General features: G+C 67.6%; 20 protein-coding genes and 3 tRNA genes. 11 read left to right on the top strand and 12 right to left on the bottom strand.

The window, feature by feature from the left end:
* The first annotated feature begins 131 nt into the window (after positions 1–131).
* The 5 genes from ACFWO8_RS07320 (at position 132) to ACFWO8_RS07300 (ending at position 2889) form a co-directional block, all read left to right on the top strand.
* Positions 132–203: transfer RNA gene (locus ACFWO8_RS07320), tRNA-Gly, on the top strand.
* Positions 204–243: 40 nt separating this feature from the next.
* Positions 244–314, top strand: a tRNA-Cys gene (locus ACFWO8_RS07315).
* Position 315: 1 nt separating this feature from the next.
* Positions 316–390: transfer RNA gene (locus tag ACFWO8_RS07310), tRNA-Val, on the top strand.
* 179 nt (positions 391–569) lie between these two features.
* Positions 570–1643, top strand: coding sequence for a phospho-N-acetylmuramoyl-pentapeptide-transferase (gene mraY / locus ACFWO8_RS07305; RefSeq protein ID WP_378945081.1), 1074 nt, complete (start codon positions 570–572; stop codon positions 1641–1643).
* A gap of 52 nt (positions 1644–1695) precedes the next feature.
* Positions 1696–2889: a hypothetical protein gene (locus tag ACFWO8_RS07300; protein WP_378945076.1), complete on the top strand. Its 1194-nt coding sequence runs from the start codon at positions 1696–1698 to the stop codon at positions 2887–2889.
* Here the strand turns inward: ACFWO8_RS07300 and ACFWO8_RS07295 are convergent.
* On the bottom strand, positions 2855–3808 hold the full coding sequence (locus ACFWO8_RS07295) for a hypothetical protein (RefSeq protein WP_378945072.1): 954 nt from the start codon (positions 3806–3808) through the stop codon (positions 2855–2857). The two genes, ACFWO8_RS07300 and ACFWO8_RS07295, sit on opposite strands and share 35 nt — an antisense overlap.
* Before the next feature lie 374 nt (positions 3809–4182).
* Here ACFWO8_RS07295 and ACFWO8_RS07290 point away from each other — a divergent pair, with 374 nt between their 5' ends.
* Entirely contained in the window at positions 4183–6309 is a 2127-nt protein-coding gene (locus tag ACFWO8_RS07290; RefSeq protein WP_378945069.1) for a hypothetical protein, read from the top strand.
* Between the two features lie 212 nt (positions 6310–6521).
* Here ACFWO8_RS07290 and ACFWO8_RS07285 read toward each other — a convergent pair whose 3' ends face one another.
* Together ACFWO8_RS07285 and ACFWO8_RS07280 are read right to left on the bottom strand one after the other, a co-directional pair.
* Positions 6522–7466, bottom strand: a complete 945-nt coding sequence (locus ACFWO8_RS07285; protein ID WP_378945066.1) for a LysR family transcriptional regulator — start codon at positions 7464–7466, stop codon at positions 6522–6524.
* A 64-nt stretch (positions 7467–7530) separates the two neighbouring features.
* Complete coding sequence (locus ACFWO8_RS07280; RefSeq protein ID WP_378945061.1) at positions 7531–9039, bottom strand: flavin-containing monooxygenase; 1509 nt, start codon at positions 9037–9039, stop codon at positions 7531–7533.
* Positions 9040–9134: 95 nt separating this feature from the next.
* Between ACFWO8_RS07280 and ACFWO8_RS07275 the strand changes: the two genes are divergently transcribed.
* Positions 9135–9674 (top strand): GNAT family N-acetyltransferase, encoded by a 540-nt coding sequence (locus ACFWO8_RS07275; protein WP_378945058.1) that lies wholly within the window; start codon positions 9135–9137, stop codon positions 9672–9674.
* Between the two features lie 51 nt (positions 9675–9725).
* On the opposite strand, the gene zapE is transcribed toward ACFWO8_RS07275, so the two are convergent.
* Positions 9726–10745, bottom strand: a complete 1020-nt coding sequence (gene zapE, locus ACFWO8_RS07270) for a cell division protein ZapE (protein WP_378945054.1) — start codon at positions 10743–10745, stop codon at positions 9726–9728.
* Between the two features lie 35 nt (positions 10746–10780).
* On the opposite strand from zapE, the gene ACFWO8_RS07265 reads away from it, so the two are divergent.
* The 4 genes from ACFWO8_RS07265 (at position 10781) to msrB (ending at position 15044) form a co-directional block, all read left to right on the top strand.
* A complete protein-coding gene (locus tag ACFWO8_RS07265; RefSeq protein ID WP_378945049.1) occupies positions 10781–11542 on the top strand; it encodes a pyrimidine reductase family protein in 762 nt (253 codons plus the stop codon).
* Between the two features lie 32 nt (positions 11543–11574).
* Positions 11575–13128, top strand: coding sequence for an alpha/beta hydrolase (locus ACFWO8_RS07260; RefSeq protein ID WP_378945046.1), 1554 nt, complete (start codon positions 11575–11577; stop codon positions 13126–13128).
* A gap of 85 nt (positions 13129–13213) precedes the next feature.
* Positions 13214–14545 carry a glycosyltransferase family 87 protein gene (locus ACFWO8_RS07255; protein WP_378945042.1) on the top strand — a complete coding sequence of 444 codons (1332 nt, stop codon included), beginning with the start codon at positions 13214–13216 and terminating at the stop codon, positions 14543–14545.
* Positions 14546–14606: 61 nt separating this feature from the next.
* The gene (msrB, locus tag ACFWO8_RS07250) at positions 14607–15044 is read left to right on the top strand and encodes a peptide-methionine (R)-S-oxide reductase MsrB (RefSeq protein ID WP_378945039.1); all 438 of its coding nucleotides are present in this window, start codon (positions 14607–14609) and stop codon (positions 15042–15044) included.
* Positions 15045–15090: 46 nt separating this feature from the next.
* Here the strand turns inward: msrB and ACFWO8_RS07245 are convergent, their stop codons facing one another.
* The 8 genes from ACFWO8_RS07245 to ACFWO8_RS07210 all read right to left on the bottom strand — a co-directional run bounded on the left by ACFWO8_RS07245 (position 15091) and on the right by ACFWO8_RS07210 (position 20927).
* Positions 15091–15918 carry an SDR family NAD(P)-dependent oxidoreductase gene (locus ACFWO8_RS07245; protein ID WP_378945034.1) on the bottom strand — a complete coding sequence of 276 codons (828 nt, stop codon included), beginning with the start codon at positions 15916–15918 and terminating at the stop codon, positions 15091–15093.
* Positions 15919–15962: 44 nt separating this feature from the next.
* Positions 15963–17186, bottom strand: a complete 1224-nt coding sequence (locus tag ACFWO8_RS07240; RefSeq protein WP_378945029.1) for an NADH:flavin oxidoreductase — start codon at positions 17184–17186, stop codon at positions 15963–15965.
* The gene (locus ACFWO8_RS07235) at positions 17183–17761 is read right to left on the bottom strand and encodes a TetR/AcrR family transcriptional regulator (protein WP_378945026.1); all 579 of its coding nucleotides are present in this window, start codon (positions 17759–17761) and stop codon (positions 17183–17185) included. The genes ACFWO8_RS07240 and ACFWO8_RS07235 overlap by 4 nt, the downstream gene beginning before the upstream one ends.
* Positions 17762–17851: 90 nt before the next feature.
* Positions 17852–18820: a DUF2804 domain-containing protein gene (locus tag ACFWO8_RS07230; protein ID WP_378945022.1), complete on the bottom strand. Its 969-nt coding sequence runs from the start codon at positions 18818–18820 to the stop codon at positions 17852–17854.
* Positions 18821–19005: 185 nt separating this feature from the next.
* Entirely contained in the window at positions 19006–19701 is a 696-nt protein-coding gene (hemQ, locus tag ACFWO8_RS07225; RefSeq protein WP_378945019.1) for a hydrogen peroxide-dependent heme synthase, read from the bottom strand.
* A 43-nt stretch (positions 19702–19744) separates the two neighbouring features.
* A complete protein-coding gene (locus tag ACFWO8_RS07220; protein ID WP_378945016.1) occupies positions 19745–19903 on the bottom strand; it encodes a hypothetical protein in 159 nt (52 codons plus the stop codon).
* Between the two features lie 53 nt (positions 19904–19956).
* Positions 19957–20463: a hypothetical protein gene (locus ACFWO8_RS07215; RefSeq protein WP_378945013.1), complete on the bottom strand. Its 507-nt coding sequence runs from the start codon at positions 20461–20463 to the stop codon at positions 19957–19959.
* Positions 20463–20927 carry an SDR family NAD(P)-dependent oxidoreductase gene (locus ACFWO8_RS07210; protein WP_378945010.1) on the bottom strand — a complete coding sequence of 155 codons (465 nt, stop codon included), beginning with the start codon at positions 20925–20927 and terminating at the stop codon, positions 20463–20465. The genes ACFWO8_RS07215 and ACFWO8_RS07210 overlap by 1 nt, the downstream gene beginning before the upstream one ends.
* Positions 20928–20978 lie beyond the last annotated feature (51 nt).

Here is a 20978-nt window from a genome sequence, read left to right as displayed (position 1 = left end):
GTGTAATTCACATTTAGGCCTGTTTACCAGGCGATTTGTAGTCTGCGTCGAACGTCGGCTAATGTTCTCATCGCACCGCAGAGAGCAGCGAAGCCGCCAGGCCGAGCCGCTCCCCTAAGTGTGAAGTAAATGCGGATGTGGCGCAGTGGTAGCGCATCACCTTGCCAAGGTGAGGGTCGCGAGTTCGAATCTCGTCATCCGCTCGAGAGGTAGATAAGGCACTAGCCCTATCCTCCTTTGTACGGTGGAGTGGCCGAGTGGTGAGGCAACGGCCTGCAAAGCCGTGCACACGGGTTCGATTCCCGTCTCCACCTCGCGCGATTAGCTCAGCGGGAGAGCGCTTCCCTGACACGGAAGAGGTCACTGGTTCAATCCCAGTATCGCGCACCACCGTATCGAGTCAGGCCCCCTTTCGAGGGGGCCTGACTTGTTTGCGTCATCGACCGAGTGAACCGCGGCATGTAACCCAGATCACTCTCGGCACGGTGTGGGAGTGAGCTCCCCTAGTATCGGCACACGGCGTCGCCGGGCGACCCGGTGCGGGACCGGCGGCATGGAGGGGCAATCGAGTGAGGCAGATCCTGTTGGCGGCGGGGATCGCCCTTGTCGTCACCATCACTCTCACGCCGGGTTTGATCCGGGTGTTCGCGCGGCGGGGGTTCGGGCAGGAAATCCGGATCGACGGGCCTGCCAGCCATCACGCCAAGCGCGGAACGCCGACGATGGGTGGGTTGGCGATCGGGGCCGGGGTGTGGTCCGGGTATCTGGGATCGTATCTGATCGGGTTGTTGTGGGACGCGCCGGGACCGAGCGCGTCAGGGGTGCTGGTACTGCTGCTGGCGTCGGCGCTGGGGGTGGTCGGGTTCCTCGATGACTCGATCAAGCTGCGCAAGCACCGCAATCTCGGGTTGACCGCGGCGGGCAAGTACATCGGGCAGATCGGGGCCGCGGTGGTGTTCGCCGTGCTGGTGCTGCGCTTTCCCGGCGCCACCGGGCTGACGCCCGCCGGTCGCAACCTGTCCTATGTCCGCGACATCAGCACCATCACCTTCGCATCGCTGTTCTTCGTCGCGTTCATCGTGTTGCTGGTGGTCGCGTGGTCGAACGCGGTGAACATCACCGACGGGCTCGACGGACTGGCGGCGGGTTCGATGAGCCTCACACTCGGCGCGTATGTGGTGATCACACTGTGGCAGTACGACAATTCGTGCGAGATCAGCCCTGGACGCGCCTGCTACACGGTCCGTGACCCGCTGGACCTGGCGATGGTCAGTGCCGCGGGCGCTGCCGCGTGCATCGGGTTCCTGTGGTGGAACGCGGCGCCGGCCAAGATCTTCATGGGCGATACCGGTTCGCTCGGCCTGGGTGGACTGCTGGCAGGGCTGTCGATCACCAGCCGCACCGAGCTGCTCGCGGTGGTGATCGGGGCGTTGTTCGTCGCCGAGATCATGTCGGTGGTGCTGCAGATCGTGGTGTTCCGCACCACCCACACCCGGCTGTTCCGGATGGCGCCGTTCCATCACCACTTCGAACTCAACAACTGGCCCGAGACCGCGGTGATCATCCGGTTCTGGGTGCTGGCCGGGATCGCGTCGGCGACTGGGCTCTGCCTGTTCTACAGCGAGTACCTGACCTCGCTCTAGTTGTCGGGGCCTGCGGCTACGCTGACCCGATCGAGCGAGGGAGGTCGCCGCTGTGAGTGCCGAGATCGTCATGCCACCGGGCCACGATATCGCCGCCGACGTCTCGTTCGAGCTCGAGGAACTCGACGAACTGGTCGGCGAACTCCTCACCGACCATGCCGAACGCGCGGCCCGCGACGCGCGGATCGTCGCGTTGCGCCTCGGGATCGGCGGGCAGCGTCCGGAAACCCTCACCCGCATCGGCGCACGTTACGACCTGGCCCGCGACCGGGTCCGCCAGCTCTACACCAAAGCGATCGGGCGGATCGTGCGTGAAGCCGCCCGCTCGGGACACCGGTCGGCGCGGGTGTTCGCGCACCGCTATCCGGTCGAGGCGGGGGATCTGCGCCTGGTGCGCATGCTGCTGGCCGAGACCTACGCGACCGATACCGACCTGGTGGCCATGGAATGGTCCTATCTCAAGCTCCGGCTGGCCGGCCACGAACAGGGCGACGCCAAGCGGGTCGCGGGCTACGTGATGCAGCGAATCCTGGGCTGGCAGAAAAAGACTGCCAGCATTCTGGCCAAGCTGCAGGTCCCCGAGGAGGGCGCCGACGATCTGCGGGCGCTACTGGCCGACGTCGAGTGGTCGACCGGGTCCGTCGCCCCGATCCCCACCGAGTCGGCACGCGTGGCCGACGGTGACGACGCCGACCGCGGACGGTTCTACTTGGCGAAGGCGGGCCGCGACGTCGCCTACGACTCCGCGATGGCCGCCCGGCTGCTCCGAACCCTCGACGCCGACCCGGCCGTGGCGGCGTTCCAGGAAGAGCCGACCGCGCTCACCTACGCCTTCGGCGGCGAGGACCAGGTCCACTATCCGGCGGTCGCCGCGCAGCTCACCGACGGCCGCACCGTACTCGTCGACGTGGTCCCGTTGGGCCGCATCGCCTTCCACCACAACCGGATCCAGAGCGAGCTCGGCCGCGACTACGCACGCGAGCACGGCTGGGGCTGGCTCGCCTGGACCGGCAGTGCGCTCGGTACATCCCAGCTCGCGGCGCGCACCGTCGACACCTCGATCGAGGAACGGCTGGCCACCGACCTCGAACAGGGCCCCTACGATCGGCAGGCGCTGGCTACAGCCAGCGCGGAAACCGGCCTCGATCTCCTCGACCTGGCCGGTCTCGTCCTGCGCAACAACTGGCAGTGGGACCGGTTACCGATGCGGCTCAGCGCATCACCATCGCACCGACCATCACCGTAAGGACCAACAGCATCGCGCAGCAGGTGAGCCACTGCCACTGATTCAAGGTCCGATCCATCCGCCCGATGCTCGCGCGCAGGCTCGCCGCGACGCGCTGCTGGGCAACGATTTCGCTGCGCAGTCCGGCCATCGTGATGGCTTCGGCATCGGCGTTCACCCCGGCCCGATCGATCCGGTGGTGCAGGCGGCCGACCAGCCGCTGCTTGTCGCGCACGGCCTGGCGCGATACCGCCAGCTCCACCCGCTGATCGCGCAACTCCGTGCGCTGGTGCTCGATCATCGCGGCCTGTGCCGCGGTGTGCCGTTCCCAAGTGCCCACGTCGGACCACCCCCCTGTCGTGAGATCCGCGTGTCCCCAGTGGATTTCGCCGGACACCCAACCTTCGAGAAAATCGCGCAACTCCGTGGTGCCCCGAGCCGGCGCGGCGAAACCGCGCTCGCCCGCGGCGAGCATGCCCTGGTCGATGCGGTAGTCGGCGGCCGCGGGTGCGAAATCGGCGAGGCCGACCGCGGGGACCAGCGGCACCCAGAAACCCTGCGGGCATACCCACAGCACATCGTCGATTCCGGCCGCCTGCAAGCGTTTCCGGTGCGCGCGGGCCGCGGTGATGTCGAGTGGGCCGCTGCGCAGCTCGACCACGCAGCGCCGGTCGCCGCGGCGCCAGTAGATATCGACGGGGATATCGTCGATCCGGGCGTCGACCTCGGCCTCGTCAGCTCCCGCGGCCGTGAGCCTGCCACAGATCCAGTGTTCGAGACGCTGCGTATTCCATTGCATCGCAGCGCATTCGGGGCACCCACAGCCATACCCGGTGCGTTCGGTGACGGCGCGGCGGCTGCCCTCGGAAATACCCAGTTCGTCGAGCAGCGCTTGTCGTCCACACGCCACCTGGGTCTCGCTCAGCCGCTTCGTCCTCACACCATCACTCCCTCACCAACGGACCTGCCGTACGCTCACGCACACGTCCCGGACATCAGGTTCCCGCAGCCATCGCCAAGGCGCCAGCCCCCTTGACCCGCGCTCGGGTGCGTCACCGACCGGTGATTGAGATCACAAATGCGACTCTGCTTGTATATCAAGCCATTTCATTGTGTCAACGTCGCACAAAGACGCCTAGATCTTGATCATTTCGATACACAGACCCGGCCTGTTGCATGTCCGTTTCATCCTGATTTCGCATCAGTTCGGCGCGTCGCGTAAGCGGTCACGACAACACGTGCTGTTGCCCCGGTGGATATGATCGCTGCGGCCGAGGCGGGCACGCTCGGGCGACCACGGGAAGTAGGGTGTGCATGAACCACGCTGAGCACGACGAGTCCATCGGGTCGATGCTGGCGAGTATCGCCACGGCGCTGCGCGAAGTCAGCGACAAGCTCGATATCGTCGCCGCGCGGGTCCAGCTCGATGTGCCCACCTTCCCGGTCGACGAGGATCTGCCCGACCACATCCGGATCCGGCGCCTGGAATCCTGGGCATTCCGTGCGTCACAGGACATTTCCCGCCTGAGCTCGCGCCTCGACGCCCTCGACAACGAGGGCGAGCCCGATTCCGGTGCTCCGGCGCGGGGCACGCGCAGCCGCCGCGAGGTCCGCGAAGCCGCGGAGGCCGCCGAACGCGCCGCCGACGGACTCGACGACCACCAGCCGGTCGCCGATCCCTTAGCGCCCCACCAGAACCGCGATATCGACGGCTCCCGGCCACCGCTCGAACGTCGCAGCTCCCCCGCCCGGCCGACCACCGACCACCTCGGCGATCCCACCGCATTGGCCGCGGCGCCGATCCCGCGTCCCGCCTCGGCCGAGGCGGTGGCGCCCTTCGGCCAACCGATCTCGTTCGACAGTGACTCGGCCGTCGCGGCCGGTGGCAACGGCGCCGGTGGGGAACCGACGACACCGAGTCGGCGGCCCGCGCCTACCCGGCTCAGCGGGGCAGTGGCCTCCGGCAACGGCGCTGCCTCCGGTGAGAGGGTCGCGGCTGCCTCGGTCGGCAACGCGACGTCGACGAACGGGACCAACGGCACCGCGCATCGCGTGTCCGGCGACATCGCGTCCCGACGAAACGGCACTCCGGTGCCCGCGGTGATCGGAACGGTGTTGACGGCACCCGCTGGCGATCACACATCCGGAACGAGTGCGCCGACGTCTGCGAAGACCACCGCGGCGGTGCTCTCCGAGGATCGCGCGCCCACGTCAGATCTCGACCGCGCGGATGTCGAGACAGCGACGCCGGCTGCGAGCTCAGCCCTGCCCGGGAGTGCCGATGTGAGCACTGTCGTGCGTGCGGGTGACGTGACGATCGGTGGTGTGAACGGGAACGGGCTCAGTTCCGGTGCGACGCAGGATGTCCCGGGCGAAGCGCAGTCGGTGCGGGCCACGGCAGAGGCTGCAGATCCGCTGACGGCGGGAATCGACCCCGAAGCCGTTATCGAGCGAGCCCGCCCGGTCAAGAAGCCGCCGGAGAGCTCGGCCACAGGAGCCGACAGACTCAGCACTCCGTCGCCGGATGCGCAGTCCAGCAACGGGAACGGTGTCGCACGGTCCGCGTCGGCGCACCCCACCCACACGGCGAACGACCACCTCTCCTCGGGATTCACGACGGGTGACCGTGCCGCTGCGGCGCCGAACGGTAAGCCGGTCAACGGATTCGAGGCGCACTCCCCCGGATTCCCCGCTCGATCCGATGCGTCAGCGGTCGCGCGGCCCGCGGAGAACACCGCCAACGGCATCCACTGGTCCTTCTCGGACGATCCGGCACCCTCACCAGCTAGCCCGGACCTGAACGGACACGCCCGCAACGGCTTCACCACCGACTCCGCGCGCCGCTCCGATTCCCTCTTCGACGATTTCACCCCCCGCGACCGCCTGACCACCGGCGAAACCCCCGAGCCGCCGACCGTCTCGGGCCCGCCCGCACGTCTGACCCCGCCGACAGAACTCACCACCCAGCCGAACCACGTCCCGGTGGATTCCACGCGCATCCCCAGCTCATCGCACGTCAACGGCGCACCGGATCTCAGCGACAGCCCGGCATACCCGAATCGGCCGTCGAGCACGGATCGACCGACGAACACCGGCGGACTGCCCGACCACAACGGCCTGTCGAACCACGCGCCGCTCACGAACCACGATCGCCCAGCCGACGACTTCGACAACTCAGATCCACCGACCCTCGGCCTGCCGACCGGTCGTGGCATGTCGACGAGCACCCCCGATCCCCTCGAACGCCCTGTCTCCGACCCGATTCCGCCGACCGCCACCGACTCCGCCGGAATCACCGTTACGGGCACCTACCGTGCCTTCGACATCGAACGCGCGCACGTCGACAAGCTGCAGGCCATGCTCGACGAGCTGAAACGCTCGGCCGGCCTCCCACCGGGCCGCCGCGACGTATTCGGCCCACCCACCCCGGACCTCGGTTAGGCGTACCTCCGCCTGCGCTCCGGCCATGCGCGACTGAGGAACGCTGTCGCAGCTGTGCCTATCGGCGGACCGCCACCTCGCTCCGGCATCCGCCGACGATCGCTGTTACGAGCCGGTCGCCGGTTTCGCCCCGACCATCCGAAATCTGACGTACCTCCGCGTTCGCTCGACGACGCGAGAGCGGCTGACGAGTGCTCCGCGACCCGTGACTGTCAGGCGGGCGTTGCCAGCGGGACGAGACCAGGGTCGACGTCCGGTTTCGGTGGTTCGCGCAGGACGGTGCCGATCAGGTCGCGCAGGGCACGATGGCCCGCGTCGGCGGTGTTGCGGGGATGCCACGCCATGGCGACGACGGGGGCGGGCAGCGGCAGCGGGATCTCGAACATCGCCAAGCCGAGCGCGGTGCGTGCGGCTCGGGACAGTAGTTCCGGTGCGGGGCAGACCAATTCGGTCGAGGTGAGGGTGAGCAGCGCGGTGGGCAGGTCGGCGACGGTGGCGACCACGCGGCGAGTGCGCCCGTGCAGGGCGAGGCGGTCGTCGATCGGGCCGTGGGTGCGACCGGTGGGGGAAACCTCCAGATGGCGGGCCGAGGCGTAGGCGGCGACGGTGGGGCGGTCGGTGGCGAACGGGTGGTCCGGCGCGGCCACACCGATCCAGCGGTCGGTGAACAGGCGCTTGACCACCGTTTCCGGATCGGTCTGCCCGATCATGCCGACTTCGACGTCGACCCGGCCGTCGCGCAACGCCACCGCACCGTCGGCGGCGTCGGCCGCGAGCAGCCGCACCGTCACCCCTGGTAGCTGTGTGTTTACCGCGGCCAGCAGTGGACCGGACAGGCTCGCGCCCACCGAATCACCCACCCGGACAACGAAATCACGATGCCTGCCGGGCCCGTGTCCGTCGCGGGCGGTGAGCAGCAACCGTCCCTGATCGACCAGGCTCGCCACATCGTGGCGCAGTTCCAGCGCTCGCGGAGTCGGCACCATCTGTCTGCCGGAGCGAACGAGCAGCGGATCGCCGAGCACCTCGCGCAGCCGGGTGAGGGTGCGACTCATCGCCGAGGTCGAGGTATTCAGTCGCCGGGCCGCCTCGGTCACGCTGTTGGTGTCGAGCAGCGCGTCGAGAGCGAGCAGTAGGTTCAGATCCAGCGCGTCCACGCGAGGATTATGACCAACGCACCGATCGCCGCCAAGCGTTGCCGACGGCGATCCGGCGTGTCGGCTACCGCTCCGCTACGGACGCCGGGGTCGGCGCCACGGGAGCGGCCACCGCGCGATTGCGCAACACCCCGCGGTAGGACGGTGGCCGCACGGGTCGCACCCACTGTGCCAGCCGCGACAGCAGCGGCAGCGGCGTGCCGAGATCGTCGAGCATCTCGTCGATATTGGCCAGCGAGAACGGGACCACCGAGGCACCGTGCGCGTGGTTACCGTCGCTGCGCTCGCGCGACCACTCCAGGCGCGCGTCGATATCGTTGTTCATCAGCTCGGCCATCGGCGGCACGAACCTGCCCGTGAGCAGCCCGGCGATCCAGTGCGCGCCCACCTCGGCGCTGAGGGCACTCGCATGGGAGCTGTTGTAGCCGGCGAAGCTCAGGTTGGGGACCTCCACCGGCAGGATGTGGCGGTAGAGCCGGAAGTCGCTCACCTCGTCGGTGAGGGCGCGCCGGACGAACGGGGTGAGGAACGGCACCTCCTGCCGGTATCCGGTGGCACAGACGACGATCTCGGCCAGTTTCAGGCTGCCGTCGGCCAAGCGCACCGCGGGCCCGTGCGGGCCACCGATCAATTCGGTGATCTCGGTGTCGCGGTGCACGCTGATCCGGCCCGCCTCGACCTGCTCGGCGAAGCCTTCGGTGGCCAAGCTCGCGCTGCTGGTGCCGATCTCGGAGATCGGACCCGTCGGCAGCAGGTCGAGCTCCCGCAGCCGCAGCTTGCGCGTCACCCGCTCTTGCAGCAGGTCCATGTTCGCCTGGCGCAGCGCGAGGCGGTCGAGCAGTCGTTCGGTGCGGCGCGGGAAGCGGGAGGAGAAATGCGCCTCACCCGCGCGGGTCAGCAGCAGTCGCTCGTAGTCGACGCCGAAGCCGAGTTTGCGCGGCATCTTCCACGTGAGTCTGCGCGCCACCACGGTGGTCTCGTCGGCGATATGGCTCACGGCCTCGGCCACATCACACGCGGACTTGCCGTAGCCGAGCACGACCACCGAGCGGTCGCGCGCCTGCTCGACATCGTGGAATTCCGAGACATGGCACAGTCGCCCGCCCGCGGCACGGAAAGCCGCGGCGCCCGGCAGGTCGGGCAGCACCGGGTCGCTGTAGACGCCGTTGGCGACGATCAGGTGATCGCAGGTGGTGCGGTGCCCGCCCATCTGGTCGCGGATCTCGAGCAACCAGCCGCTGTCGACCGGGTCGGCCGCCACCACCTCGGTGCCGAGGCGCAGGTGCGGGCCGAGGCCGAACTCCTGCACATATCCGGCCAGGTAGGCCTGCATCTGCTGACCGTCCGGCCAGCGGGGAAAATCTTCGGGCATCGGGTGATCGCTGAACGCGTACGTGGACTTGCTGTTCTGCGCGCGAAGTCCCGGATACCGGCGGGTGGCACTCCACACCCCGCCGACGTCGGGGGCCCGGTCGAAGACTTCGACCGGGAACCCCGCCTGACTCAATACCTTCGCGCAGGCCAAACCTGCCACTCCCGCACCGACGATCCCGATGCGGCTACCGCTCGTCATGCGACGGAGAGTACTCGGCAACGTAGGCCCGGTGCCACCGCACTGTGCAGGCCACAGTCACACTGCCCCTGAGCGACCCGTGCTGTACTGGAAGGATGACCAACAGTTCCGTTGTCGTCGACCGAGCCGGGCTCTGGGATGCCGAGGCACTCAGCGATGTCGCCGCCGCGACTTTCCCGCTCGCCTGCCCGCCCGAGGCCACCGCGGGCGATATCGAGATCTTCCTCGAGCAGATGCTCTCGGGCGAACGCTTCGGCGAATATCTGTCCGACCCGGCCAGGACCGTGCTCAAGGCCGTCGAGGGTGACGAGATCGTCGGCTACGCCATGCTGATCATGGGCAGGCCGAGCGACCCGGAGGTCGACGCGCAGGTGAGCGCGGGCGAGGTCGTCGAACTGAGCAAGATGTATGTGCTGCCCGGGCACCACGGCAGCGGTGTCGCCGCGGCGCTGATGGAAGCCGCGGTCGACACCGCGAGAGACTCCGGGGCAGGCACGGTGTGGCTCGGGGTCAACCAGGCCAACGAGCGCGCGCAGAAGTTCTACGCCAAGCACGGTTTTCGGCAGGTGGGGACCAAGACCTTCACGGTCGGCAGCCAGCTGCACTCCGATTTCGTCTTCGAACGCGCGCTGTGACGCTCGTCTGACCGGCGCCGCGACGGGCCGATGACCCGTCGCGGCCGAAGGTTATGCCGCAGCGGCCTCGAAACGCGACAGCGCCAGCAGACGCGAGATCGCGCGCAGATACTTCTTGCGGTAACCGCCGTCGAGCATCTCCTTCGAGAAGATCTCGTCGAGCTTGACGCCCGAGACCGTCACCGGGATGCTCGCGTCGTAGAGGCGGTCGGCCAGCACGACCACGCGCAGCGCGACGGCCTGATCGGTCACGGTGTGCACATCGGAGATGAACACCGACGCCACGCCCTGGATCAAGGCACCGTACTTCGACGGATGCAGCGTGCTCAGATGCTTCAGCAGCACGTCGAATTCGTCGAGCGTGGAACCCGGGGTGAGCACGGCACGCTCGACGAGCAGCTCGGTCGAAGTGGGTTCCGGGGCGGGCGGCAAGTCGCGGTGGCGGTAGTCGGGGCCGTCGACGCGCACCGGATCGAAGATCGAGCCGAGCTTCTTGATCTCGCGCAGGAAGTCCGAGGCCGCGAAACGACCCTCGCCCAGCTGGCCGGGCAGCGTATTGGAGGTCGCCACGATGGACACGCCACGGGCCGAGAGTTCGGTGAGCAGTCGCGAGACCAGCATCGTGTCGCCCGGATCGTCGAGTTCGAACTCGTCGATGCACAGCACGCTGTTGGCCGAGAGCCGCTCGACGGCGTTGTTGAAGCCCAGCGCGCCGACCAGGTTGGTGACCTCGCCGAAGGTGCCGAACGACTTGGGCGCCGGGGAGCTGTGGAAGATCGAGGCGAGCAGGTGGGTCTTGCCCACACCGAAGCCGCCGTCGAGATACAGACCCGCGCCCGACACTGCCTTCTTCTTGCCGAAGAGGCTCTTCTTCGAGTTGGCCTTGTGGATTTTCGCCACCTGACCTGCGAAGTCCTCCGCCTTGGCGACCGCGGCCGACTGGCTCGGTTCCTTGGGGTCGGGGATGTAGGAGGCGAAGCTGACCTCGTCGAACATGGGCGGGGGCACCATCTGCGCGACGAGTTGGTCGGCTGGGACCTCCGGATGGCGATCGACGAGGCGTTCTTGCATGGACAAATCGTACGGACGTGGTTGCATCGATCCCTATGCAGCGTATCCACAATGTGACCCAGCTCGCAGACCTCGACCCCGACGCACTGGCCAGGTGCTATGCCTATCCGCGGCATCTGGACGCACCGTGGGTACGGGCGAACTTCGTGAGCAGCGTCGACGGTGCGTTCACCATCGACGGTGTGTCCGAGGGGTTGGGCACCGAAGCGGACAAGACGGTGTTCACGGTGCTGCGCGAACTGGCCGACGTGGTCGTGATCGGCGCGGGCACCCTGCGCGCGGAGAACTACGGCGGTGCGCACCCCGACCCGCAACGGCGCATCGCGCACCACCGACAAGGAATCGGTGGTCACCCCGATGGCACCCCGCCACCGATCGCGGTGGTCACCGCCACCGCCAAGCTCGATCCCGGTGCGAAATTCTTCACCGACGCCGAGGTGCCACCGCTGATCATCACGACCAGTCATGCGGACCCGGAGCAGGTCAGCGCGCTGGAGGACGCGGGCGCGCAGGTGGTGGTCGCCGGTGAGGCCGCGATCATGCCTGCCGCGCTGATCCGGGTTTTCGCCGAGCGCGGTCTGTACCGAGTGCTGTGTGAAGGCGGACCCCATCTGTTCGGGCAGCTGGCCGAGGCCGGTGTGGTGGACGAACTGTGCCTGACCACCGCCCCGATGCTGGTGGGGGGCACGGGCGGGCGAATCTCGCTGTCGGCGAGCTCATTCGACCTGCCGATGGCCCGCAAGCAGTTGGTGCTCGCCGAGGACGGCACCGTTCTGGCCCGCTGGGCCCGTCGATGAAACCTGGCGCCGAACCTGGCAGTGTGTAGCGCATGCGTTGGACTCGGGCCGCGGCGACGGCCGCGACACTGTCGATCATGCTCGCGGGCTGTGGCGCCGGACCGTCGGATCGGCCCGTCGTCGCCGTCGAGCGCCCGGGGGCAGGCGGCGCCCAGACCGAAGCGCCCGCGCCGCAGGATCTGGCCAAGGCGGAGGTGCCCGAAACCGATCTCGCCTGGCGTGATTGCACCGCGGCCACCCTGAGCTCGCTCGACTTCGGCGCCGCCCCCGCGGGTCTGGTCCTCGACTGCGCCGAGTTCTCGACGCCGATCGACACCGCGGGCACCGTGCTCGGCACCTTCCGCGCCGGCGCCCTGCGTGCCCGTTTGCCACAGACACCCGCCGACGCGGCCCCGCTGGTGCTCACCTCCGGTTCGGACCGTTCGTCGGCCTCGACGCTGGCCGGTCTGGCGATCGGGCCCAACAGCGCGTTGCTGGCCGCGCAGCCGATCGTCGCGGTGGACCGGCGTGGCATCGGCGCCTCCCAGCCCATCGACTGCATTCCGGCGCAGCTGCGCGCGGTGATGACCGACCTCGGCCAGACCGGAGTGGGCAACGCCGATCAGGTCGGTGCCGTCGCGGGCTTCAGCCAGGACGCCACCATCGCCTGCCGCGATTTCCTGCAGCCCTACGAAGGCACGTTCGACGCACCGCACGCCGCCGACGACATCGAACAGCTGCGCAAGCAGTGGCAGGTGGACAAGATCAACCTGCTCGGCACGGGCAACGGCGCCAAGGTGGCCCTGAGCTACGCCCGCCGCTACGGCGACCACCTGGCCCGACTCGTGCTCGACGCCCCCGAACCGGTCGGCGCCGACGCCACCACCATGGCCGAGGCGCGCGTCACCGGCGCCGAAGCGGCCCTCACCGCGTTCGCGCAGCGCTGTAAGGCCGCCAACTGCGCACTCGGGGCCGATCCGCGTGCGGCGATCGTCGCGCTGATGGGCAAGGCGAGCAGCGGCGGGCTCGGCGAGATCTCGGCCGCGGACCTGTCGACCGCGCTCACCGGTTTCCTGTCCAGTCCCCGCGGTGATCAGGCGAATCGGGTCACCGCCCTGGCCGACATCCTGGCCGCCGCCGACCGTGGCGATCGCGGACCGCTCTCGGCCATGGTCGTGCGCGAGGCCGCCGCGATCACCTCCGACGGCGAGTTCGTCAACCGGTGCACCGACAGCCAGCAGCCTCCGACCGCGGACAAGGCCCGTGAACTCGCCGAGACCTGGGCGAGCAAATATCCGGTATTCGGGCGCACTGCCGCCATCGGGCTGATGGTCTGTTCTGCCTGGCCGGTCTCCACCGCGGCGCCGCTGCCGACGAAACTCGACCTGCCGGTGCTGGTGTTCGCCGGTGCCGCCGATCCGGTCGTCGGCGGGGCCGCCGCCTCGGTGACCGGCGCGCTCGGCTCGGCGGGTGCCCGGCACGCCACGATGACCTGGCAGGGCTGGGGGCATCCGGTCGTCCCCCACTCCGGATGCGCGCAGAAGGCGGTCAACGACTACCTCGCGGAGGCGAAGCTGCCCGCCGACGGCGGCGCCTGCCCGGCCTGATCCTCCTCGGGGCAACCGCCCGGTTCCGGCGCGTCATCCGGGTCCGGCGACACCATCGCAACCCGATCCGGTGTACCGTGCCCCAGTGTTGTTCCGACAGCTCGAGCCTCGTACCGCTCGCACCTCCGCAGAGGTGATCAAGTTCGCGCTCTGGCCCTTCGCGGTCATGATGGTGCTGAACCGCGTCTTCATCAAGGCGATCAACGGTTTCGTCACCGACGACTACCGGCCCGTGTACAACGCCTCGTTCGAGTTCCTGAACGGCAGGCCTTTGTACACCGCCGATTTCTCGTCGGTCGACCCGCATTATCTCTACTATCCGAGCGGCACGCTGCTGATCGCGCCGGTGGCGGTGATCGACTACGAACTGTCGCGTTGGCTGTTCATCGGGCTCAACGCGGTCGCGATCCTGCTGGCCTGGTACCTGCTGCTTCGCCTGTTCAAGTTCGGTCTCGGCTCGATCGCCGCGCCCGCGCTGCTGCTGGCGATGTTCGCCTCCGAGACGGTGACCAATACGTTGGTCTTCACCAACGTCAACGGTTGTCTGCTGCTGGCCGAGTTGCTGTTCATCACGCTGCTGCTGGCCCGTCGGGATCTCTGGGCCGGTGTGGCACTCGGTTTGAGCATCGCGGTCAAGCCGACGCTGGCGCCGTTGCTGCTCGTCGCGGCCGTTCGCGGCCAGTGGAAGGTGTTCATCACCGCGCTCGGTGTGCCGTTGCTGCTCACCGCGATAGCCTGGCCGCTGTCGGCGGACCCCGAGAAGTTCGTCACCGTCGTTATGCCGTATCTGGCTGAGACGCGCGACTACTTCAATAGTTCGATCGGGGGCAACGGGCTCTACTACGGATTGCCGGACTGGCTGACCCTGCTGGTAAAGGTCGTGATGGCCGGCGTGGTGGCGGTGTCGCTGTGGCTGCTGTGGCGGTACTACCGCCATGACGAGCTGTTCTTCGTCACCACGTTCTCCGGTGTGCTGCTCACCGCGTGGTTCCTGCTGCCCTCGCTGGGCCAGATGTACTACTCGATGATGGTATTCCCGTTCCTGATGACCGTGGTGCTGCGTAATTCGGTGCTGCGTAACTGGCCCGCGTGGCTGGCGATCTTCGGGTTCATGACCTACGACAAGTGGCTCTCGGATCGCTGGCAGGGCGTCGGTCGCAACCTCGAATACCTGCGGGTGACCTTCGGTTGGGGGCTGCTGCTCATCGTCGTGTTCTGTGTGCTCGGTGACCGCTACCTGGCCGCGCGTCGCGAGGGCAGGCTGCACCTCGGGATCGACCCGACGTGGATCACGAGTGCGCCCGATTCGCGGGACGGCACCGACGAACCAGCGCCCGTCGCGCCGATCGAGGACACCCCTTCGCCCCGCGAGGATCCGGTGGCGCCGGTCGAGGATCGTGAGCCCGCGCTCAAGTAAGTTATCGGCCGGTGACGCACCGCTCACGGCGCGCACCGGCCGAACCCATTAGCGTGGAGCCATGAGTTCCGATACTTCGTTGCCCACGCCGCGTATCCAGCTGACGCCGCAGCAATGGCGGGCGAAACTGGACCCCGAGGAATACGCGGTCCTGCGCGAGGCTGCCACCGAGCGTCCGTTCATCGGCGAATACACCGATACCAAGACCGAGGGTCTCTACACCTGTCGCGCCTGCGACGCCGAATTATTCCGCAGCACAGAGAAATTCGACTCGCACTGCGGTTGGCCGTCCTTCTTCGATCCAGCCGATTCCGCCGCGGTGATCCTGAAAGCCGACGAGACCTTGGGTATGCACCGGGTCGAGGTGGTCTGCGCGAACTGCCACAGCCACCTCGGACATGTCTTCGAGGGCGAGGGCTACCCCACCCCCACCGACCAGCGCTACTGCATCAACTCGATCTCGTTGCGCTTGCAGCCCACGGAGGGGTCCACCAGCTGACACCGGGGGCTCAATCGCTCGGGAAGCCCACCGCGGCCAGGTGTGGTCAGTTGCCGCGGGCGGGTGCGGTGCGCTTGGGGTAGACACCGTGACCGACCTGCAGGTACGACAGCCGATCGGCCAGTCGGGTGCTGAGCCGTCGGACCGCGTTGTAGACGTGGGCGTCCTTGCCTATCACGACACGGCCCCTACCCTTCGCGGTCGTATCGACGATGCGGCGCGCCACCTGCTCGGGCTGGGCCGAGAATCCCTTGGCGAGCCACTCCGGCGCACCCATTTGCTGGGCCACCTTGCGCACCAGGTCGGTCCAGACCGAACCCGGAAGCACCGTGGTCACCGTGACATTCGAGCGGCCACGCAAATCCTGCGACAGGCCGTAGCTGAACAGGGCGAGCGCGGCCTTGGACGCGCCGTACACCGCTGAGCCGGGCACCGGAACGATCGCGGACAGGCTCGAGGTGTTCATGATGACGCCTCGGGGGCGTTGCAGCAGGTGCGGGAGGAAGGCCCGCGACATCCACACCGCGCCGAAGAAGTTCACCTGCATCAGCGTTTCGATGCGAGCGTCGCTGAGGTCCGCGACGGTCTGGAGTTCCTGGGCGATTCCCGCGATGTTGAACAGGCCGTCGACTTGTCCGTGTGCGGCGATCACGCTGTCGGGGAACGCGGCCACGGCGTCACGGTCGCAAATATCGATCGGGTGGGCGGTGAAGCGGTCACGGTCGGTGACCAGTGCGGCGGTGGCGGCCAGCGCCTGCTCGTCACGATCAGCGCCGACCACGATCGCGCCGCGGGCGATCAGCTCCAAGGCGACGCATCGTCCGATGCCGTTCCCAGCTCCGGTGACGACGAAGACGCTTCCCTCGATCTGCATGCACGATCTCCCAGTTATTCGCTGTATGACGGACAGGGGTCCACTCATGGTGTGTCCTGCCCCCGGGTGTGTCCGCCGAGGGTCAGCTCGATCGGCTCGCGCGACAGGGTGGGGCGATACATGCAGCGCGTGCCCGAGTAGATGGTGGGCATGCATTCGTTGCAGTGCACACACGCCGAGCGCGTCGACTCATCTGCCTGGATGCGGTGCAGCAGATCCGGTTCGCGCAGCAGGGCCCGCGCCATGGCGACGAATTCGAAGCCCTCGGTCCGAGCCAGCTGCATGGTGTCGAGATTGGTGATGCCGCCCAAGAGGATCAGCGGCATGGACAGTGCGCGCCGGAAGTGCCGGGCCCGCTCGAGCAGGTAGGCCTCCTTGTACGGGTACTCCTTCAGGAATTTCTTCCCGACCAGACGGAAGCCCTGGCGGGCCGGAGTGGGCAGCACTTTCCCGAAGGAGCGGTGCGGGGGCCTGCCGTGGAACAGCATCATCGGGTTCAGCAGCGAACTGCCGGCGGTCAATTCCAGGGCGTCGAGCGCGCCGTCGGCCTCGAGCCAGGCAGCGAACTGGAGCGATTGGGGAATGGTGAGGCCGCCGGCCTGGCCGTCCTCCATATTGATCTTGGCCGTGACCGCGATCCGATCACCCACGGCATCCTTTACCGCACAAGCGATTTCACGCGCCATCCGAGCCCGATTGAGCAGGGAGCCACCGTAGGCGTCCTTACGCCGGTTCAGCATCGGACTCAGGAACGCGCTGGCCAGATAGTTGTGGCCGAAGTGAATCTCCACCGCGTCGAATCCGGCCTGCTCGGCCAGGCGTGCGGCATCGGCGTGCGCGGCCACGGTTTCGGCGATCTCGGCGATAGTCGGAGTCTTGGTGAATCGCATGCCGAGCGGATTGAACATCCGGCTCGGCGCGAGCGCGGGCACTCCATTGGAGGCGGCGTTGGCCACCGGTCCGGCATGACCGATCTGCGCGCAGGCGGCGGCACCCTCCGCGTGCACGGCATCGGTCAGCTTCCGCAGGCCGGCAACGGCTTCCGGGCGCATCCAGATCTGATGCCGATCGGTGCGACCACCCGGCGCGACCGCGCAATACGCGACGGTGGTCATGCCGACGCCGCCGGCGGCGACCTCCCGATGGAAGTCGATCAGTTCGTCGGTGACCAGGGCGTCCGGCGTGCGACCTTCGAAGGTCGCGGCTTTGATCACCCTGTTACGCAAGGTGATCGGACCCAGCGTGGCAGGTGCGAAAATGTCGTTCATAGCTGTTCTCCCGTCGGCGCGGTCAAACCGGCCACCACGAAATCTCGCAGTGTCTCCAGGTCCGGCTGCGTCATTCCGTGTTCCTCGATTTCGGGGCTGCCGAAACGCATGATGATCAGATCGAAGGCGAGCATCCACCGACGGCGGCTCTCCCGGCCGCTCAGCTCCGGGAGCAGCGTGACCCAGGTGGCCATTCGAAACCACGGGCCTTGCCACGTCGTGAGATGCCGTCCGAGCACGAACCTCGACAACAGTCGAAGATGCAAGCGGCCCAAGGGATCTCCCGCGAGCTGGACAAAGGGGGCCAGGATCGTGTCGACGACGGCGGGCAGCGAATCGCGTCCGGCGCTCGCACGGGCCAGATCATCGGCCCACAGTGGCCCCAGCCGGTCCTCGATCAGCGCACCGACCAGCGCTTCCTTCGATCCGAAGTGGTAGTGCACCGCGGCGGTGTTCGCACCGGCGGCGGCACAGATGCCGCGCACGGAGACTTCGTCGTACGGCTCGGTCAGCAGCATCGATTCGGCGGCGATCAGCAGTCGCTGCCGTGTCCCTGTCTTGACCTCATCGACCATACCCAGAGTGAAACACGTTTCAATCGACGTTTCAATCACTGTTTCAATCAGCGGCTGGAAACGCCGCCCGACCCGCTTACCGCGTGCGGGTCACCACCGGTTCCGGGCGTCCTCCGCCCATCCCACGACACCGTCCAGGTCGAGCCAGCGACCGTCCTCACCACGCACACGGCCGGCGAAATCCCCGAAACACTGATGCGTTTCACCGGCGACGATCAGCAGATTCGACACCGCGACGCGCTCATGGAACGGCCGGAACTCGACCTCGACCCGGTCGCCGATGATCGACCACGGTCGCAGCCAATCGGTGGTGTCGTAGTCCCAGCGCAGCTCATCGCTGATCTTCTGGAGGCGACCGTCGACAATGAGGGCGTTCTCGGTGCTGCCGGTCCCGTCGGTCCACTTGCCACCGAACTGGATGCCCAATCCGGGCCGCGCACCGGCCGCCCAATTCCAGGTCATCGAGTACGGCCATTTTCCCCGGCCGTGGTCGAGTACCGCGAACCCCTCCTCGATCCGATGCACCTGCGAACCCAAGGTCAGCGTCCCGGACACGGGCCGCCCCACATCTTTGACCGTGTACTGGAAGCGCCGGGCACTCCACGGCACCACCACGCCGAGCGACTCGTGACCGGGCGGCATCGGCAACCGCACCGAGAGCCGTACGCCCGAGGCACTGGCCTCGATCGCGCTACCGCCCTCGTCGTCGGAAATCTCGATCTCGACACCACCACCGCGCGCCGACGTGATGCCAACACCGCTGCGCGCGGACATCACCGTGCCTCGTGCCAGCGGAACCACCGCATCGCGGGCGATTTCCTCGCCGCTCTCCCGGTCGAGCACGTAGATCCCGTGCACCCCAGCGTAATCCAGCGACGACACGACAATGCCGACAATATGACGCGGGGTGACGATCCCCCAGTACTCCCAGCGCTTACCCCGTCCCCAGCCGCGCAGATCGGTCCGATGCAACGGCCGCCGCGTCCAGCCGACGGCCGCCGGGTCGAGCCGACCATCGGGTCGGCACAGGTCGACCGGCGTGGTGATCTCGTGTTCCATACTCGTCCTCCGATTCCTCACCCCGCTTCAGTACACGATGTGCGGAAGCGGGCAGCGCGCAACCGCGTCAGCCGCTGCTGATCCTGCATGCCGGAACGAACAGCTACAGGCAGCGGGGCGGCTCGAACCGTGCGGATGGAGAACTCCGACCGAGCTCGCGCTGTGTGGGATCGCCTTACCGAGCCTTACGGCAGTGCGGTGACCAGTTGCTCGACCTCGACCCGCGGCCCGGTGAAGAACGGCACCTCTTCGCGCACATGCAGACGGGCCTCGGTCGCCCGCAGGTCACGCATCAGATCGACGATCCGGTGCAGTTCGGGGGCCTCGAACGCGAGGATCCACTCGTAGTCGCCCAGCGCCATCGAGGTCACGGTGTTGGCCCGCACATCCGGGTATCCGCGAGCTTCCTTGCCGTGGTCGGCGAGCATCTTGCGACGCTCCTCGTCGGGCAGCAGGTACCACTCGTAGGACCGCACGAACGGGTAGACGCAGATGTAATTCCCCGCGTCCTCGCCTGCCAGGAACGCCGGAATGTGGCTCTTGTTGAACTCCGCGGGCCGGTGCACCGCGACGTTGCTCCAGACCGGAGCGCTCGCCCGGCCGAGTTCGGTCGTGCGCCGGAAATCGGCGTACGCGGCCTGCAGATCCTCGACCCGCTCGGCGTGGGTCCACAGCATGAAATCGGCGTCGGCTCGCAGCCCCGCCACGTCATAGATCCCGCGCAGCACCACGCCCTTGTCGGCGAGCCCGTCGAAGAACGCCTTCGCCTCCTTGATCGCCCCCGCCCGGTCCTCACCGAGCACGCCCGGCTGAACCTGGAACACCGAGAACATCAGGTAGCGAATGGAGGAGTTGAGAGCCTGATAGTCGAGTCGCGCCATGGATCTATGGTGCCACTGCGGCGTTTTCGCCCGCCGCTGGGGCTCAGTCCCCCACCGGCCTACTCGCCCGCCACGGCGACGATTCATCACTACCGAACACCGAGGTCACCGTCGTCACCTCACCCGCGTGAAGTTCGACAGGCCCGAGATCGGGATCGAGGATCAGTATCCGCCCGCTGTTCTGCTCACCATTGATGGCCACAGCGGGCGATCATGCATCATCGCTATCACCTCCGCGCGGTGACACGCCGCTGGTCAGCGTGCGTGCTCGGAGAAGTTATCCAGTCCGGTGAGCTCGCTGGACATAGCCCAGAGGCGCGCGGCAGAACCGGGATCGACGGCCCACGATTTTACACCGCCGACGAGCATGTCATCGTCGGCGGCAGGTTCGGCGACATCGCAGTCCTGGCAGTAGGCACCGCCGTAGCCGGCGAGCGGTGCGGCCGTCGCGGCCCAGACAGCTGTCGCTGCCCCCTGCGCCGGAGTCTTGAAGCCGTCAGCATGAGTCCCGTCGCTGCCGATCCAACCCTGTGCGATCTGTTCGGCACGGGCGATATTGCGTTGAAGCGGAGTGAGGATGCTGCCCGGGTGCACCGCGTACGCATGTAACCCCGTCGCCGCACCGATCACGTCGAGATGGGTCGCGAACAGCGCGTTGGCGGTTTTGGATTGACCGTAGGCCCGCCAAAGGTCGTAGCCGCGGCTGAAATGCGGATCGTTCCAGCGGATATCGGAAAGGAAGTGCCCGGACGACGCCACCACTACCACGCGCGCTCCAGTCCCAACCAGCGCCGGACGCAGCCGATTGACCAGCGCGAAGTGCCCGAGGTGATTATGGCCAAGTGCGCTTCCCATCCCGGGCCGACCCGCCGCTGCGGATACGCCATCACCCCCGCGTTGGCGATGATGACGTCGATGGCCCGTCCGGTGTCGAGGAATCGTTCGCTGAAGGTCCTGATGCTGTCGAGGTCCGCTAGGTCGAGTTCGGCCACCTCGACAGACGCGGTGTCGCGTAATGCCTTTCGGGCCACGTCGGCACGGCGCGCAGGCACGACGACGTGCGCCCCGGCACGCGCCAACGCCACGGTGGTCTCTTTGCCGAGACCCGAGTAACCACCGGTGACGAGGACCGTCTTCCCGGTCAGGTCGACGCCGTCGACGACCTCTTCAGCCGTGCTGCGCGGGCCGAACCCGCTACCGATTCTGTGCTGCTGTGTGATCGCCATGCGTTGAACGTAAAATCTTGAGTGCGCTCCAGGTCAAGCCGGAGGAGTGAT

This window comes from Nocardia sp. NPDC058480 (assembly GCF_042720495.1).
GTDB lineage: Bacteria > Actinomycetota > Actinomycetes > Mycobacteriales > Mycobacteriaceae > Nocardia.
The sequence above is the reverse complement of the archived record's forward strand: the minus strand, read 5'-3'. Positions and strand labels throughout refer to the sequence as shown.